This is a genomic window from Brevundimonas sanguinis, assembly GCF_029636725.1.
Taxonomy (GTDB): domain Bacteria; phylum Pseudomonadota; class Alphaproteobacteria; order Caulobacterales; family Caulobacteraceae; genus Brevundimonas; species Brevundimonas sanguinis.
This window is the reverse complement of record NZ_CP116770.1, coordinates 116783-132361: the sequence shown is the minus strand read 5'-3', so window position 1 is coordinate 132361 and position 15579 is coordinate 116783. Positions and strand designations below refer to the sequence as shown.

At 68.8% G+C, this 15579-nt stretch carries 15 protein-coding genes; 10 read left to right on the top strand and 5 right to left on the bottom strand.

What is annotated here, in order from left to right; genetic code table 11:
- Window positions 1–3 precede the first annotated feature (3 nt).
- Together PIB44_RS00600 and infB are read left to right on the top strand one after the other, a co-directional pair.
- Window positions 4–678, top strand: a complete 675-nt coding sequence (locus PIB44_RS00600; RefSeq protein WP_278070078.1) for an RNA-binding protein — start codon at window positions 4–6, stop codon at window positions 676–678.
- A 112-nt stretch (window positions 679–790) separates the two neighbouring features.
- On the top strand, window positions 791–3796 hold the full coding sequence (gene infB, locus PIB44_RS00595) for a translation initiation factor IF-2 (RefSeq protein ID WP_278070077.1): 3006 nt from the start codon (window positions 791–793) through the stop codon (window positions 3794–3796).
- Between the two features lie 97 nt (window positions 3797–3893).
- Here infB and PIB44_RS00590 read toward each other — a convergent pair whose 3' ends face one another.
- A complete protein-coding gene (locus tag PIB44_RS00590) occupies window positions 3894–4637 on the bottom strand; it encodes an SAM-dependent methyltransferase (RefSeq protein WP_253120821.1) in 744 nt (247 codons plus the stop codon).
- A 215-nt stretch (window positions 4638–4852) separates the two neighbouring features.
- On the opposite strand from PIB44_RS00590, the gene PIB44_RS00585 reads away from it, so the two are divergent.
- The 6 genes from PIB44_RS00585 to pnp all read left to right on the top strand — a co-directional run bounded on the left by PIB44_RS00585 (window position 4853) and on the right by pnp (window position 10381).
- Window positions 4853–5356, top strand: coding sequence for a hypothetical protein (locus tag PIB44_RS00585; RefSeq protein WP_253120819.1), 504 nt, complete (start codon window positions 4853–4855; stop codon window positions 5354–5356).
- Between the two features lie 13 nt (window positions 5357–5369).
- Window positions 5370–6074, top strand: a complete 705-nt coding sequence (locus tag PIB44_RS00580) for a DUF2459 domain-containing protein (protein ID WP_278070076.1) — start codon at window positions 5370–5372, stop codon at window positions 6072–6074.
- Between the two features lie 65 nt (window positions 6075–6139).
- Window positions 6140–6592, top strand: coding sequence for a 30S ribosome-binding factor RbfA (rbfA, locus tag PIB44_RS00575; protein WP_119413236.1), 453 nt, complete (start codon window positions 6140–6142; stop codon window positions 6590–6592).
- A 3-nt stretch (window positions 6593–6595) separates the two neighbouring features.
- Window positions 6596–7528, top strand: coding sequence for a tRNA pseudouridine(55) synthase TruB (truB, locus tag PIB44_RS00570; RefSeq protein WP_278070075.1), 933 nt, complete (start codon window positions 6596–6598; stop codon window positions 7526–7528).
- A gap of 89 nt (window positions 7529–7617) precedes the next feature.
- Complete coding sequence (gene rpsO, locus PIB44_RS00565; RefSeq protein ID WP_003166644.1) at window positions 7618–7887, top strand: 30S ribosomal protein S15; 270 nt, start codon at window positions 7618–7620, stop codon at window positions 7885–7887.
- Window positions 7888–8146: 259 nt separating this feature from the next.
- A complete protein-coding gene (pnp, locus tag PIB44_RS00560; protein WP_278070074.1) occupies window positions 8147–10381 on the top strand; it encodes a polyribonucleotide nucleotidyltransferase in 2235 nt (744 codons plus the stop codon).
- Between the two features lie 267 nt (window positions 10382–10648).
- Here pnp and PIB44_RS00555 read toward each other — a convergent pair whose 3' ends face one another.
- Both PIB44_RS00555 and rph read right to left on the bottom strand, forming a co-directional pair.
- Window positions 10649–11017, bottom strand: a complete 369-nt coding sequence (locus PIB44_RS00555; RefSeq protein WP_278070073.1) for a hypothetical protein — start codon at window positions 11015–11017, stop codon at window positions 10649–10651.
- Window positions 11018–11085: 68 nt separating this feature from the next.
- Window positions 11086–11811: a ribonuclease PH gene (rph, locus tag PIB44_RS00550; RefSeq protein ID WP_025976355.1), complete on the bottom strand. Its 726-nt coding sequence runs from the start codon at window positions 11809–11811 to the stop codon at window positions 11086–11088.
- 115 nt (window positions 11812–11926) lie between these two features.
- Between rph and hrcA the strand changes: the two genes are divergently transcribed.
- Window positions 11927–13021 (top strand): heat-inducible transcriptional repressor HrcA, encoded by a 1095-nt coding sequence (hrcA, locus tag PIB44_RS00545; protein WP_278070072.1) that lies wholly within the window; start codon window positions 11927–11929, stop codon window positions 13019–13021.
- Window positions 13018–13632: a nucleotide exchange factor GrpE gene (gene grpE, locus PIB44_RS00540; protein ID WP_025976353.1), complete on the top strand. Its 615-nt coding sequence runs from the start codon at window positions 13018–13020 to the stop codon at window positions 13630–13632. Before hrcA ends, grpE begins: the two co-directional genes overlap by 4 nt.
- Before the next feature lie 176 nt (window positions 13633–13808).
- Here grpE and PIB44_RS00535 read toward each other — a convergent pair whose 3' ends face one another.
- Window positions 13809–14714, bottom strand: coding sequence for a dienelactone hydrolase family protein (locus PIB44_RS00535; protein WP_278070071.1), 906 nt, complete (start codon window positions 14712–14714; stop codon window positions 13809–13811).
- 73 nt (window positions 14715–14787) lie between these two features.
- Complete coding sequence (locus PIB44_RS00530; protein ID WP_278070070.1) at window positions 14788–15438, bottom strand: alpha-ketoglutarate-dependent dioxygenase AlkB; 651 nt, start codon at window positions 15436–15438, stop codon at window positions 14788–14790.
- Between the last annotated feature and the right edge of the window lie 141 nt (window positions 15439–15579).

Sequence of the window (15579 nt, the reverse complement as noted above, 5' to 3'; positions counted from 1 at the left end):
TCCATGAGGTCGTCCGAGACGTTGATCGATAGGGATCGTCAGGACCTGGCGTCGCGCCAGGCCCTCGATGAATCTCGCCTGATCCGTTTCGTGGCCGACCCGGACGGCGCGGTGGTCCCCGATCTGGCGCGCAAGCTGCCGGGCCGGGGCCTGTGGGTCGCCGCCGACCGCGCCTCCCTGGAGGCGGCGATCAAGAAGAACCTGTTCGCGCGCGCCGCCAAGGCGCCGCTGAAACCCGCCGCCGACCTGCCCGATCTGGTCGAAAAGCTCTTGGTTCGGCGCTGTCTGGACCAACTGGGTCTTGCCCGGCGCGAAGGCGTGCTTATCTCTGGCTTCGAGAAATGCGCTGCGGCGATCCGCAGCGGCCGCGCCGCATGGCTGATCGAAGCCGCCGACGGCTCGGCCGACGGGCGCGGCAAGCTTCTGGCCCTCTCCAGACACGCCTCGCCCGCCCCCGAAATCTGCGGGGCTTTCAGCGCGGACGATTTGAGTTTGGCCCTTGGGCTGGAAAATGCGATACACGCCGTCCTGCTGCAAGGCGGGCGGGCTGATCGCTGGACCCTGGAGGTTCAGCGGTTGGCGGGATTTCGACCTCTCTGTCCCCAGAGCTGGAACCGGGCGGGGCCCGAACACGGCGCAGAGGACGACCGGGGCGACGCCCCGGATGGAGAGCCTTAGGGTTTGAGCGGCGGCGGGCCTGTTTCCGAAACAACGGAGGCGGGGCCGCATTCTGCTATGGGTGATTGAGACAGGCGAAGGCGGAATTCTCCGCCCTGAGTAAAGCGACCGGATGAGCGACGAAAACAACAATTCCAACGACGGCAAGACTCCTGCCAACGCGCCTTCGCAGACGGGGCCGCGCGCTCCGCTGAGCCTGAAGCCGCGCGCGACGGGTTCGGTCTCGACCGGCACTGTGAAGCAGAGCTTCAGCCACGGCCGTTCCAAGACCGTCGTCGTCGAGACCAAGCGCCGGGCGGGCGCACAGGGCGGGCATCAGCGTCCGCAGGGCTTCGAGGTCGCGCGTCCGCGTTCCGAAGGCGGCGCGCCGCGTTCAGCGGCCCCGCGTCAGCCGATGGGCGGAGGCCTGTCGGCCGAGGAGCAGGAAGCGCGTCGCCGCGCCATCGCTCTGGCCACCCAGCAGGCGGCTGAAAAGCAACGCCAGGCTGTAGCCGCCAAGGCCGCCGCCGAGGCCGCTGAGCGCGAGCAGGCCGCCGCCGCTGAAGCCGCCGCCTCCAAGGCCGCCGCCGAAGCCGCTGCCGCCAAGGCCGCCGCTGAAGCCGCGCGCGTCGAGGCAGCCAAGCTGGGCGCCGCCGCGCCGGCGTCGGACAAGGCTGCTGCGCCCAAGGTCGAAACGCCCAAGGCTGTGGCTCCCAAGGTTGAGACCCCCAAGGTCGAGCCCCCCAAGGTCGAGGCCAAGCCCGAACCGGTGAAGCCGGCCGCGGCCGCTGCGCCCAAGCGCCCGGCCGTCAACTTCGGCCAGCGCGCGCCCAAGATTCCGCAAGGCCGCGCCCCGCTTGAACGTCCCGCCTTCGGCGGCCGCTCGGCCCGCGAACAGGCCATGGGCGGCGAGCGTCCGCAGGCCAGCGAACCGGCGCCGCGTGAAGCCGGCCGCGAGGGCGGCGAGCGTCCCGCCCGTCCGGCCCAGACGGTCCGCTATTCGGCTCTGAACCCGCGTCCGGCCCCCGGCGCCCGCACCGGCGCCGCCGGCGCTGCGCGTCCTGGCGGTCGTCCGGCCCCGAACCAGCCCCCGGCCCAGCCCGAGGTGGCCCGTCCCAGCCGCGCCGGCGGCGGCTTCGCCCGCCCGGCCGGACGGGAAGACGACCGCGAGAAGCGTTTCGGCGACAATGCGCCGGGCAAGGCCGTCAGCCGCACGCGTGGCGAGCCCAAGCGCCGCGAAGGCCGCCTGACCATCCACTCGGTGGCGGGAGGCGACGAGGACGCCGTCGAGCGGATGCGCTCGCTGGCCTCGGTGCGTCGTGCTCGTGAACGCGAGAAGGAAAAGCGTCGCGGCGGTTCGACCGAAACGCCCAACCGTCCGCGTGAAGTGGTCATTCCCGACACCATCACCGTTGGCGAACTGGCCAACCGGATGGCCGTGCGCGGCGTCGACATCATCAAATTCCTGATGCGTCAGGGCCTGATGATGAAGATCAACGACGTGATCGATTCCGACACCGCCGAACTGGTGGCCGAGGAATACGGCATGGCCGTCAAGCGCGTCTCGGAATCCGACATCGAAGAAGGCTTCATCGCCGAAGCCGACGACGCCGACACGGGCGACGTGCGCGCCCCGGTCGTGGCCATCATGGGCCACGTCGACCACGGCAAGACGTCGTTGCTGGACGCCCTGCGCACCACCGACGTGGCGGCGGGCGAAGCCGGCGGGATCACCCAGCACATCGGCGCCTATCAGGTGCGGCTGGGCGACGGTCAACGCATCACCTTCCTGGACACGCCGGGCCACGCGGCCTTCTCGGCGATGCGGGCGCGCGGCGCCAACGTCACCGACATCGTCGTCCTGGTCGTCGCGGCCGACGACGGCGTCATGCCGCAGACGGTCGAGGCCATCCAGCACGCCAAGGCGGCCGGAGCCCCGATCATCGTGGCCGTCAACAAGATCGACAAGCCGGACGCCAATCCGCAGAAGGTCGTCAACGAACTGCTGCAGTATGAAGTCATCTCGGAGAGCCTGGGCGGCGACACCCAGATCATCGAGCTGTCGGCCAAGGAGAAGCTCAATCTCAACGGCCTGACCGACGCCATCCTGTTGCAGGCCGAGGTCATGGACCTGCGCGCCAACGCCGAGCGTTCGGCTGAAGGCGTGGTCATCGAGGCCAAGCTGGACAAGGGTCGCGGCCCGGTCGCGACTGTCCTGGTCAAGCGCGGCACCCTGCGTCGCGGCGACATCGTCGTGGCCGGTTCGGCCTGGGGCAAGGCGCGCGCCTTGCTGAACGAGCGCAACGAGCAACTGCCCGAAGCCGGTCCTTCGGTCCCGGTCGAGATCCTCGGCCTGGACGAGGCCCCGTCGCCGGGCGACGTCTTCGCCGTGGTGGAATCCGAGGCCCGCGCCCGCGAACTGACCGAATACCGTCAGCGCGTGAAGCGCGAGAAGACGCAGGTCTCGGGCGGCTCGCTGTCGCTGGTCGACATGATGTCCAAGCTGCAGTCCAAGAAGGTCTCGGAACTGCCGGTCCTTATCAAGGCCGACGTTCAGGGCACCGCCGAAGCCATCGTCGGCTCGCTGGACAAGATGGGCAACGACGAGGTCCGCGCCCGCACCGTCTATTCGGGCGCCGGCGGCATCACCGAGAGCGACGTCAACCTGGCCAAGTCGGCCGGGGCGCCGATCCTGGGCTTCAACGTCCGGGCCTCGAAGCAGGCGCGCGATCTGGCCGAACGTGAAGGCGTCGAGATCCGCTACTACTCGATCATCTACGACCTGCTGGACGACATTAAGGGCGTGCTCTCGGGCATGCTGGCGCCGCTCCAGCGCGAAACCTTCTTGGGCAACGCCAAGGTTCTGCAGGCCTTCGACATCACCAAGGTCGGCCGGGTCGCGGGCTGCCGCGTCACCGAAGGCGTGGTCCGCAAGGGCGCGCGCGTCCGCATCATCCGCGACGACGTGGTGGTTCTGGAGCTGGGCGTGCTCAACACGCTCAAACGCTTCAAGGACGAGGTCAACGAGGTGCCTTCGGGCCAGGAGTGCGGCATGCAGTTCCAGGGCTTCCAGGACATCAAGGAAGGCGACTACATCGAGTGCTTCACCGTCGAAGAGATCAAGCGCACCCTGGACTAGGACGCCTAGATCTGGACGTTTGAGCCTCACGGCCTGAAACATGAGGGGCGCGGTTTCGAAAGAAGCCGCGCCCTTTGTCTTTGGCTTGCGTTGGCAGTTAGTCCTCGACGACAGACTTCAGCGCGCCGTCCGAGAAGGTCAGGATGAAGCGCTGGACCGGGGCCGCGTCGTCGGCCTGCAACTCGATCTCCAGCCGTTCGCCGGTCAGTTCGGCGCTCATCGAGACCTCCGTCTCGCCCAGCCAGGCGCGCCCCGTGACCTGTTGATACGTCTGCTCCAGCTCCAGTCGGCAGGCCGTCCCGTCCTCGCGCGTCCAGTCCCATCGTCCGGCGACCGGGGCCGGAACGGTCCATTTGTAGATGTAGCCGTCGGCGACCTTGATCCGCTCATCCGCTGGCCAGTCGCCCATGTCGAAGGCGTGCGAGACGATGCGGGCGCCGGGCTTCAGCTGGCTGAGGAGACGCGGGCGCAGCTCCACATTGATCGACTGCAGCAGATACAGGCTGACCACGGTGGCCTCGCGGACATCGACGCTGAACAGGTCTTCCTCGATGAAGTCGACCATGTGCTCGACCCCGGCCCAGCCGGCGTATTCCATGGCGTCGGCGATGCGCGTTGGGTCGATGTCGAAGCCGATGCCGTGGGCGTCGCGGTCGCGGGCGGCGGCGATGACGATCCGGCCGTCGCCGCAGCCGAGGTCATAGAGGCGATCCTTCGGTCCTACGCCGGCCAGGGCCAGCATGGCGGCGACGGTGTCTTCCTCCGTGGGAACGAAGGGCACGGCCAGATAATGGTCCGGGTCCTGGGCGTAGTTGTCGATGTCGAAGGGGTCTTTGAACACGGCGCTCGGATCATGAAGAGGAGGAACGGGCGAAAGGATGCCTCGGCAGGGATCCGTATGCTCGCGCGCGCATCATGCCGGACCGACGCCCGCCTCGCCAGCGGCCGCGTATTGAAGGCTTCATCTGGCCTTGCGTTGGCCTTAGGGTTCGGCCATCGCGTCGGGGGGCGCTGAACAATGGACCGCAAATGTCACGTGCTGGACCGTCTCTTCTGTTGATCGCCACGCTGGCTGGCGCGGCCGCGTCCCCCGCCGTGGCCGACACGCGGTTCCTGTCGTTTGACGCCAGCGACCGCCCGACCCAGGCCCTGACGCGCGGCGTGACGCTGGAGGTGGAGCGCGGCTGGTTCGGCGCCACCTCGGTGAGGAACCTGTTCTCCTCGACCTCGCGCGGCTCGGCCCGGTTCGAGCGCGGCGGACCGGACCAGGTCCGGCGCGTCCTGCCCCAGGGCGCCGCCGACGGCGGCGTCTACAGCATCTTGGCCGACGGCGACGGCCGCGCCCTGTCGCGCGCCCTGTGTCCGGGCGCCGATGAGGCCTACATCGTCGTGGGCCGGGTGCGAGCCGGCCATCCGCTGACGATCGAGACGGTCGGCCGCTGGGCTGACGGCCAGTTCCGCCACTGCGTCAGCCTGAACTACAGCTATCGCGGCGAGTGGGCGACGATGCAGGGCTCTTCGCCTGCGCGCGATGTTCCGGCGGCCTTCGGCAACAACTAAAGGCGAGGCGGGCGTGCTGATCCGCTGGAGCCTCGCTGTTCTTCTGGGTCTGCTGGCTGGTCTGTGGACGGCGCAGCGGCCGGGCGATCCGGCGCTGTTTCCGCCCCAGGACGCACAGGCGGCGATCGTCGTCCATCTGCTCGACAACGGATTTCACACCGATCTGGCCGCCCCGCGCGCGGCGCTGGCGGGCGGAGACGATGCGCTGGCGCGGGCGGTGCGAGCCCTGCCGCCCGGCGACTGGGTGCGGATCGGCTGGGGCGACGCCGCCTTCTATGTCGAACAAGGGCCGATCAGCCGGCGGCTGCCCGACGGAGCGCGGGCCCTTTTCAAACCGGGCGGCAATCCGTCCGTGGTCATGCTGGACCCGGATCCAGCCGATCCCGCCCTTCTGTCCGACGAGATACGGACGACCCTGAGCCTGTCGTCCGACGGCTTTACCGCCTTGCGCGCGCGCGTGGCGTCCTCGCTCCAGCGGGAAGCGGAGGGGCGAGCGGTCATCGCCGCGCGCAGGCCGGACGACGACGCCGTCTTCTACGCCAGCCAGGAGACCTTCTGGGTCGGCCATCTGTGCAACCACTGGACGGCCGAGGTGCTGAACGCGGGCGGCCTGCCCATGCCGATGGTGCGCAGCCTGACCTCTGGCGCGGTGATGCGGGCGGCGCGAACCGCCGAACAGCGCGCGGCGGAGCTGGACTTGCGCGGCGCAGACGACTAGACCCCGCCCCTTCGCGTTTCAGAGCCGGCGTCCGATCCCCGGCGGCGCGAGCAGGAGGAGCCCCGATGGCCCGCAAGCAACACACCCGCAACGCCAGCGGCCCGCTGGGCCCGTCGCAGCGTCAGCTGCGCGCCGGCGAGCTGATCCGCCACGCCCTGGTCGATGTCATGCGCGAGCATGAGATTCATGACGAGGCGTTGGCGGGCGTCTCCGTCACGGTGACCGAGGTGCGGATGAGCCCGGACCTGCGCCACGCCACCTGTTTCGTCGAGCCTCTGGGCGCCGGGGTCGAGGCGGCCGAGACGGCGGGGCAAGAGAGCGCCATCATCAAGGCGCTGAACGAACACGCCAAATTCCTGCGCGGCCAGCTGGGCCGCCGCATCGACATGAAGTTCACGCCCGACCTGAAATTCCGCCACGACGAGAGCTTCGACGCCGCCAGCCACATGGACCGCCTGTTCAATGATCCGCGCGTGCGCGCCGACATCGAACAGGCTGACGACCAGGGCGAAGACTGACTCATGGCGCGGCGCAAGAAGGGCGATCTCGTCAACGGCTGGGTGTGTCTGGACAAGCCCTATGAGATGGGCTCGACCGAGGCGGTGACGAAGGTCCGTCGCCTGTTCAACGCCCAGAAGGCGGGCCATGCCGGGACGCTGGACCCGCTAGCCTCAGGCATTTTGCCCATCGCGCTGGGCGAGGCGACCAAGACCGTGCCCTTCATGATGGAGGCGCAGAAGGTCTATCGCTTCACCATCCACTGGGGCATTTCGACCGACAGCATCGACCGCGAGGGCGAGATCATCGCCCGCTCCGACGTGCGGCCTTCGGTGGAGGCGGTGACGGCGGCCCTGCCGTCCTTCGTCGGCGAGATCGACCAGACGCCTCCCGCCTTTTCGGCCGTAAGGGTCAATGGCGAGCGCGCCTATGATCTGGCGCGGGCGGGGGTCGAGGTCGAGCTGCAGTCCCGCCGCGTGACCATTCATGAGGCGGCGGTGACGGCCGCGCCCGACGCCGATCACGTCGAGATCACCATGCGGACGGGCAAGGGCGTCTATGTCCGATCCTTGGCGCGCGACCTGGCTCTGATGCTGGGCGCCGAGGGCCATGTCTCGGACCTGCGGCGCGAGCGGGTGGGGCCGTTCTCGGTCGACAACGCCGTAACGCTGGATTTTCTGGAAGAGTTGGCGCATAAGGGCGCCGCCTTTGAGGGCTTGCTGCCCGTTTCGACCGCTCTGGACGACATCCCGGAGTTGGCCGTGACGGATCAGGACGCCCTCTCTTTGAGGCAGGGACGGCCGATCGTTCTGCTCCCCCGACAGATTGAAACGCTCAAGGCCCGGCTCGCCGCCGGCTCGCGGCTGGTTTCGGTCTTCGAGGGCGGAACCCTGGTCGCGCTCGGCAATCTCAGGGCCGGTCGGCTTGAACCCGACCGTGTTTTCAACCTCCCTTGAAGCAGGCCGACCGCTTGCCGACAGGAACTCCAACGCCCTCAAGCAGCGAGCCTCCGCGAGGCGAGCGATAGGGCAAGAAAGGACCTCCGATGTCGATTACGGCTCAACGTAAAGCTGAAGTCATCGCCGACAACGCCCGCTCGACGGGCGACACCGGTTCGGCCGAAGTGCAGGTCGCGATCCTGACGGAACGCATCGCCAACCTGACCGAGCACTTCAAGACGCACAAGAAGGACAACCACTCGCGTCGTGGCCTGCTGAAGCAGGTTTCGCAGCGTCGTCGCCTTCTGGACCACCTGAACAAGACCGACAGCGCCCGCTATCAGGCGCTGATCGCCAAGCTGGGCCTGCGTCGCTAAGGCGCCCCGGTTGCGGATCGGATAATCTCCACGAGGCGCGGGCGGTCACGTCCGCGCCTCGTTCCGCTATTAGTAGCAAGCTTCCCGCGCGCCGCGGGTCTGACCGGCGCAACCGACGCGAGGGCCTTGAATCCGGTCCTCAATCACCCGCCCGGCCGCGACGTCGCGGCCAGGTCAACGGGGACCGTTAAGGACTGAACGGCCTGACGCTCCGCACACCCCCGACGGGAATACGCCCGCGGGAGACGAAAGACGAAACATGTTCGATATCAAACGCAAGACGATCGAGTGGGCCGGCCGCCCGCTGACCCTCGAGACGGGCCGCATCGCCCGTCAGGCCGACGGCGCCGTGCTGGCGACCTACGGCGAGACCGTGGTCCTGGCCACCGTCGTCTACGGCCGTCAGCCCAAGCCGGGCCTGGATTTCTTCCCGCTGACCGTCAACTACCAAGAGAAGACGTTCGCCGCCGGCAAGATCCCGGGCGGCTACTTCAAGCGGGAAGGCCGTCCGACCGAGAAGGAGACCCTGGTCTCCCGCCTGATCGACCGCCCGATCCGCCCCCTGTTCGTCAAGGGCTTCAAGAACGAGACCCAGGTCATCGTCACCGTGCTGCAGCACGACCTTGAGAACGACCCCGACATCCTGGGCATGGTCGCCGCCTCGGCCGCCCTGACCATCTCGGGCGTGCCCTTCATGGGCCCGATCGGCGCCGCGCGCGTCGGCATGATCGACGGCGAGCTGGTGCTGAACCCGGCCATCGACACCCTGGGCGAGAGCGCCCTGGATCTGGTCGTCGCCGGCACGCAAGACGCCATCATGATGGTCGAATCCGAAGCCAAGGAGCTGTCGGAAGAGAAGATGCTCGAGGCCCTGATGTTCGCGCACGCGGGCATGCAGCCGGTGATCGACGCCATCATCGACCTGGCCGAGCACGCCGCCAAGGAGCCGTTCGACTTCCAGGCCGAAGACCACTCGGACGTGGTCGCCTCGATCAAGTCGCTGGTCGGCGAAGAGATCAAGGCCGCCTACGCCCACCCGGGCAAGTACGAGCGCCGCTCGGGCGTGGACGCCGCCAAGAAGAAGGCCGCCGAGGCCCTGGTGAAGACCGACGAGAAGCCGGACGGCGTCGACTCGTCGAAGTTCTCGGCCGCGTTCAAGGAGTGCGAAGCCGACGTCCTGCGTCGCGACATCATCGAGAACAGCCACCGCGTCGACGGCCGCGCCCTGGACAAGGTCCGCGCCATCGTTTCGGAAGTCGGCGTCCTGCCGCGCACCCACGGTTCGTCGCTGTTCACGCGCGGCGAAACGCAAGCTCTGGTCGTCGCCACGCTCGGCACCGGCGAGGACGAGCAGTACATCGACAGCCTGACGGGCACCTACAAAGAGTCCTTCCTGCTGCACTACAACTTCCCGCCCTATTCGGTCGGTGAAGCGGGCCGCATGGGCTCGCCGGGCCGTCGCGAAATCGGTCACGGCAAGCTGGCCTGGCGCGCCATCCGCCCGATGCTGCCGTCGCGCGAAGACTTCCCCTACACCATCCGCCTGGTGTCGGAGATCACCGAGTCCAACGGCTCGTCCTCGATGGCCACGGTCTGCGGTTCGTCGCTAGCCCTGATGGACGCCGGCGTGCCGCTGGTCCGTCCGGTCTCGGGCATCGCCATGGGTCTGATCCTGGAGCCGTCGGGCGAGTTCGCCATCCTGTCGGACATCCTGGGTGACGAAGACCACCTGGGCGACATGGACTTCAAGGTCGCGGGCACCTCGGAAGGCATCACCAGCCTTCAGATGGATATCAAGGTCGCCGGCATCACCAAGGAGATCATGCAGCAGGCCCTGACGCAGGCTTCGGCCGGCCGTCTGCACATCCTTGAGGAAATGTCCAAGGCGATGGAGGCCCCGCGCGCCGAGCTGGGCGAGTTCGCGCCCAAGATCGAATCCATCAAGATCGCGGTCGATAAGATCCGCGAAGTGATCGGTTCGGGCGGCAAGGTCATCCGCGAAATCGTCGAGAAGACCGGCGCCAAGGTCGACATCGGCGATGACGGCACCATCAAGATCGCCGCCAACGAGCAGGAGAAGATCGAAGCCGCCAAGGCCTGGATCCAGTCCATCGCCTCGGAGCCGGAAGTCGGCACGATCTACACCGGCAAGGTCGTGAAGGTCGTCGACTTCGGCGCCTTCGTGAACTTCTTCGGCGCCAAGGACGGCCTGGTCCACGTGTCCCAGATCGCTCTGGAACGCGTCGCCAACCCGGCCGACGTCCTGTCGGAAGGCCAAGAGGTCAAGGTCAAGTTCCTGGGCTTCGACGATCGCGGCAAGACCAAGCTGTCGATGAAGGTCGTCGATCAGGAAACCGGCGAGGACATCACCGACAAGATCAACGCCGAGCGCGCTGAGCGCGGCGAAGCTCCGCTGTCGGAAGACACGGGCGGGCGTCCCAAGCGTGACGGCGACCGCAACGGCGGCGACCGCGGCCGTCGCCGTCGCGACTAAGCCTCGGCGTCATTGCTGAAGTAAGAAGGCCCCGGCGGAGCGATCCGCCGGGGTTTTTCTTTTGGGCGCTATCGGTTGTCGCGCGGCGGTTCCCTGCTTGAGCGCGCCTTCTTCCTCCCCTTCATGGGGAGGGTGGTCGAAGCGAAGCGGAGACCGGGTGGGGAGGGCCAGGTGATCCTGGCCTCGGCGGTTGATTTGCCAAGCCGCCCCCACCCGGCTTCGGCCTCGCGGCCTCAGCCACCCTCCCCATGAAGGGGAGGGAGAAGATCAGCTCTTGCACTCTTTCGGCGCGGTTTCGCCGTCGCGGGTCCACATCGCGCAACTGCGGTCGATCTCGCTCTGGATCAGGTCGCAGGGGTTGGCGGCGTTGCAGGGCGGGCGCGTGGCGGGGCTGACGGCGACGCAGCGCTGGACCAGACGGGCCGAAGCCGCTTCGCCCAGGGTCTCGCGGCAGGGGCGATCGTCGATGGGTACGCGCTGGGGCGCCATATCCGGGCCTTCGGGCAGGCGGGCTTCGGGTTCGCGGGCCGGGGCGGGCGCTGGCGTCGGCGCCGACGTGGCCGGTTCGGGGCGCGGCTGGCAGGCGATCAGCAGCCCGCTCAGGGACAGGCAGGCCAGAAGAGACAGTCGGGTCATGTGCGGACTTTCGGATCGGGGTTCGCCTTGGCAACGACGATGACCCCGATCCGGCTCCGCGAAAAGTCTTATCGGCGGGCGGCTTCGACGGCGGCGCGCTGCAGGGCGAACAGCTCGGCGCAGCCGATTTCCGCCAATTCGAACAGGCGGTCGAACTCGGCCCGGCTGAAGCCGCGCTTCTCGCCGGTGGCCTGGATCTCGACGATCTGGCCCGCCCCGGTCAGGACGAAGTTGCTGTCGGCCTCGGCGGTGGAGTCCTCCTCATAGTCGAGGTCCAGCACCGGCAGATCCTTGAACACGCCGCAGGACACGGCCGCCACCTGGTCCAGGATCGGGTCAGTCGTCAGCACGCCCTCGTCCTTGAGGTAGTTGAGCGCCGAGGCCATCGCCACCCAGGCGCCGGTGATGGAGGCGGTGCGGGTGCCGCCGTCGGCCTGGATCACGTCGCAGTCGATCAGCACCTGACGCTCGCCCAGCGCCTTCAGGTCGACCACGGCGCGCAAGGAGCGGCCGATCAGGCGCTGGATCTCCTGGGTGCGGCCCGACTGCTTGCCGGCGGCGGCCTCGCGCCGGCCGCGCGTGTGGGTGGCGCGCGGCAGCATGCCGTATTCGGCCGTGACCCAGCCCTGACCACTGTTGCGCATCCAGCCCGGCACCTTCTCCTCGATCGAGGCCGTCACCAGCACCTTGGTATGGCCGAAGGAGACGAGGCAGGAGCCCTCGGCGTAGCGGTTGACGCCGGTTTCCAGCGTGACGGTGCGGAGTTGTTCAGGGGTGCGTTCGGACGGGCGCATGGGAATTCCTTGGAAGCGGGATGGCGCGTGCTTATCCTGAAACCATGAGCCTGTCCCGCCCTGACCTGTTTGCGGCGCCTGCCCCGTCCGTTCCGGCGGGACGGAGGGCGCCGACATGAGCCTGCTTTACCCCTCGCCCGGTCTGGCGACGCTGGATGCGCGGGCGCGCGACATCTTCCGCCGGGTGGTCGAGACCTATCTGGAGACGGGCGAGCCGGTGGGGTCGCACACCCTGGCGCGCGCCGGGCTGGACCTGTCGCCCGCCTCGATCCGCAACACCATGCAGGCGTTGACGCAGGCCGGGCTGCTGGCCTCGCCGCATACCTCGGCCGGGCGGGCGCCGACCCATGCGGGCCTGCGCCTATTCGTGGACGGCCTGTTGGAAGTCGGCGACATCGGTCAGGAGGAGCGGCGCGAGATCGACGCCCGCCTGGCGGTGCTGGGCGCCAAGGGCGGCGGGCGCAATGTCGAGGAGGCGCTGGATGCGGCCTCGTCGCTGCTGTCGGGTCTCGCGGGCGGGGCGGGCATCGTCGCCAGCCCCGTGCGCGAAGCCGGGGTGCGCCATGTCGAGTTCGTGGCCTTGGGCGGCGGACAGGCGCTGGCGGTGCTGGTCGCCGACGACGGGGTGGTCGAGAACCGGCTGATGAACCTGGCGCCGGGCGTCACCCCTTCGACCCTGCAGGAGGCGTCTAACTTCCTCAGCGCCCGGTTGAAGGGCCGTCCGCTGGCCGAGGCGCGCCATGAGATGAAGGCCGAGATGGAGGCCGCGCGGCGCGATCTGGACGCCGCCGCCGCCCGTCTGGTCGAGGATGGACTGGCCGCCTGGAGCGGCGGCGCAGGCGGCGCGGGCCACGACCGCAACCTGATCGTGCGCGGGCGCGGCAACCTTCTGCAGGACGCCCGCGCGGCCGAGGATCTGGAGCGGGTGCGCGTCCTGTTCGACGATCTGGAGCAGAAGGAACAGCTGATCGGCCTGCTGGACGATGTCGGCGCGGCCCAGGGCGTGCGCATCTATATCGGCGCGGAAACGCGACTCTTTTCGCTTTCGGGTTCCGCCGTGATCGCGGCGCCCTATATGTCGGGCCGGCAGCGGGTGCTGGGCGCCATCGGCGTCATCGGGCCCGCGCGGTTGAACTACGCCCGTGTCATACCGTTGGTGGACTATACCGCCCGGGTGCTGGGCCGGATTCTGGACGGACAAGAGACGTGAACGACATCAACGACGAGACCCGGGACCAACTCGAGCAGGACATCCACGAAGGCGAAGCTGCGCCTGAAGGCGATGAAAACGCCGTGGTCGACGCCCTGATCGCCGAGCGCGATCAGTGGAAGGACCGCGCCCTGCGCGCCGTGGCCGATGCCGAGAACACCAAGCGTCGCGCCGAGACGCAGCAGAACGACGCGCGCGCCTACGCCATCCAGCGCTTCGCCAAGGATCTGCTGGGCGTGGCCGATACGCTGGAGCGCGGTCTGGCGGCGGCGCCCAAGGACGCCGAAGGCCCGACGGCGGCCATGGTGACGGGGCTGGAGCTGACGCAGAAGTCCCTGCTGTCGGCCTTTGAGGCCAACGGCCTGACCCGCGTCGACCCGGCGCCGGGTGACGCCTTCGACCCGCACCTGCATCAGGCGATGATGGAGCAGCCCTCGGACACCGTGCCGGGCGGCGCCGTCATCCAGACGCTGCAGCCGGGCTACGCCCTGTTCGGCCGGACCGTGCGCGCCGCGATGGTGGTGGTCGCGGCCAAGGGCTCCGGCCCCGCGACGGGCGGCGCCTATGCCGATCCGAACACGACCGGCGGGAATTTCGACGCCAAGGCCTGAGGCTTTCGCCTGCTGCAACGACGACGGCCCGGCGCAAGCGTGTCGGGCCGGTTTGTATTCGCCAACACATAAACCGCTCATCCCGGCGGAAGCCGGGATCCAGTGAGAACTTCATGCGCGGCGCTTGCGGCCAAAGCACTGGGCCACGGCGTCCGCGGGGTGAGCGGGAAGAAGGGTCAGCCCTTCAATTTCGAATCGAACAGTTCGAGCAGCCGCCGCCAGCCGTCCTTGGCGTCCGCCTCGCGGTAGGAGGCGCGGTAGTCGGCGTGGAAGCCGTGCGGGGCGTCGTCATAGAGGACGATCTGGCTGTCGGTCCGCCCTGCGGCCTTCAGCGCCTCGTTCATCGCCTTGACCGTATCATTGGGAATGCCGCTGTCCTGGCCGCCGTAAAGGCCCAGCACCGGCGCCTTAAGTTCGCCCGCCAGGTCGATGGGCCAGGGGCGGCCCGCCGCCTTCTGTTCGTCGCTCGCATTGGCGGCGGGCGACAGGCGGCCGTACCAGGCGACCCCGGCGTCCAGCGTCGGGAAGCGGGCCATCGCCTGCCACACCACCTTGCCCCCCCAGCAGAAGCCGGTGATGCCGACCTGGTCGGCCTTGGCCCAGGACTGGGCGCCGATCCAGTCCAGGGTGGCGCTGATGTCGCCCATCACCTGATCGTAGCTGGCGGCGGCGACGATGCGCTGGATCGCCTGCATGTCGCTGAGCGGGGCCGGGTCCTGGACGCGCACGAAGAAGGCGGGCGCCACGGCGGCGTAGCCCGCCTTGGCCAGGCGGCGGCAGACGTCGCGGATGTATTCGTGCACGCCGAAAATCTCGGACACGACGATGACGACCGGGAAGGGGCCGGCGCCTTCGGGCCGGGCGACATAGGCGGGCAGGCTGAAGCCGTCAGGCGCTGGATAGGCTGCGTCCTGCGTGATCAGCCCCGCCGCGTCGGTGGCGATCGGCTGGGCCGACTGGCTAAGGGCGGCGGGGGCGTAGGCGGCGAAGAACAGCCCGCCGGCGGTCGCCACGCCCAGGCTGCGGCGGCTGGGGGCGATCTGGTCGGGGCTCAGGCCCTCGGGCCGGGTGATCAGGGTCATCGCGGGTCTCCTGTCGGCGCTGTGGAAGCGGCGACAGTGACTCGGCTTTCCCTCCGCCGTCGAGTCTTTCCGTCTAGGCCGCGACCCGCAGCGTCAGATTGATCCGCCCGCCGTCGGGCAGCAGTCGCGAAGAGCCCGCCAGAAGCCGGTCGATCCCGTGGCGCGCCAGCCTTGCAGGTCCGGTCAGGGCGCAGACGTCGCCGGAGGCCAGGCGCACCGTGCTGGTGGCGCCGCCCTTTCCGGTTTCGTCGGGGGCCGGGCCGACGCGGAACACCGCCGTATCGCCCAGAGAGACCGACAGCACCGGCGCCGTCAGGTCGCGTTCGTCCTTGTCCTGATGCAGGCCCATCTTCGCCTCGCCCTGATAGAGGTTGACCAGGCAGGCGTCGGGCGGGTCGGGCCAGCCCGTCAGGGCGTCCCACAGGTCCAGCAGGCGGGCCGGGATGGCGGGCCAGGGCGCTCCGGTCGCCGGGTGTGTGGGCTGATAGCGATAGCCCTGACGGTCCGACACCCAGCCCACAGCGCCGAAGTTGCTCATCCGCACCGAAAAGGGCCGTCCGCCGGGCGTCGTCGGCCGATAGAGGGGGGCTGCGTCCAGCCCTGCCTGCACCTGAGCCAGCAGTTCGCCTTGCGCCGCCGCGTCCAGCAGGCCGGGCCACAGCCGAAAGCCGGGCAGGGCGGTCGGGGTTTCGGGAAGCGCTGGGGGCGGGATTTGCGAGGTCATCGGCCGAATTTAGCGGCGCGATGCGTCCTTGTCCGCCATAAGGCGCGGAATCTGCCCCGAACCGCACACAAGGCCTTGCGGGCCCTGCGGACTTTCCCATATCCGAGCCAATCCGGCGATAACCCCCTTTTCGTTAGGGGT

What these genes read in the sequence shown, in the direction of transcription:
- PIB44_RS00535 (WP_278070071.1), bottom strand. Translation starts at nt 14,714, where the DNA reads ATGACCCTGATCACCCGGCCCGAGGGCCTGAGCCCCGACCAGATCGCC.
- PIB44_RS00530 (WP_278070070.1), bottom strand. Translation starts at nt 15,438, where the DNA reads ATGACCTCGCAAATCCCGCCCCCAGCGCTTCCCGAAACCCCGACCGCC.
- infB (WP_278070077.1), top strand. Translation starts at nt 791, where the DNA reads ATGAGCGACGAAAACAACAATTCCAACGACGGCAAGACTCCTGCCAAC.
- hrcA (WP_278070072.1), top strand. Translation starts at nt 11,927, where the DNA reads ATGAGCCTGCTTTACCCCTCGCCCGGTCTGGCGACGCTGGATGCGCGG.
- pnp (WP_278070074.1), top strand. Translation starts at nt 8,147, where the DNA reads ATGTTCGATATCAAACGCAAGACGATCGAGTGGGCCGGCCGCCCGCTG.
- rbfA (WP_119413236.1), top strand. Translation starts at nt 6,140, where the DNA reads ATGGCCCGCAAGCAACACACCCGCAACGCCAGCGGCCCGCTGGGCCCG.
- rph (WP_025976355.1), bottom strand. Translation starts at nt 11,811, where the DNA reads ATGCGCCCGTCCGAACGCACCCCTGAACAACTCCGCACCGTCACGCTG.
- PIB44_RS00555 (WP_278070073.1), bottom strand. Translation starts at nt 11,017, where the DNA reads ATGACCCGACTGTCTCTTCTGGCCTGCCTGTCCCTGAGCGGGCTGCTG.
- rpsO (WP_003166644.1), top strand. Translation starts at nt 7,618, where the DNA reads ATGTCGATTACGGCTCAACGTAAAGCTGAAGTCATCGCCGACAACGCC.
- PIB44_RS00600 (WP_278070078.1), top strand. Translation starts at nt 4, where the DNA reads ATGAGGTCGTCCGAGACGTTGATCGATAGGGATCGTCAGGACCTGGCG.
- truB (WP_278070075.1), top strand. Translation starts at nt 6,596, where the DNA reads ATGGCGCGGCGCAAGAAGGGCGATCTCGTCAACGGCTGGGTGTGTCTG.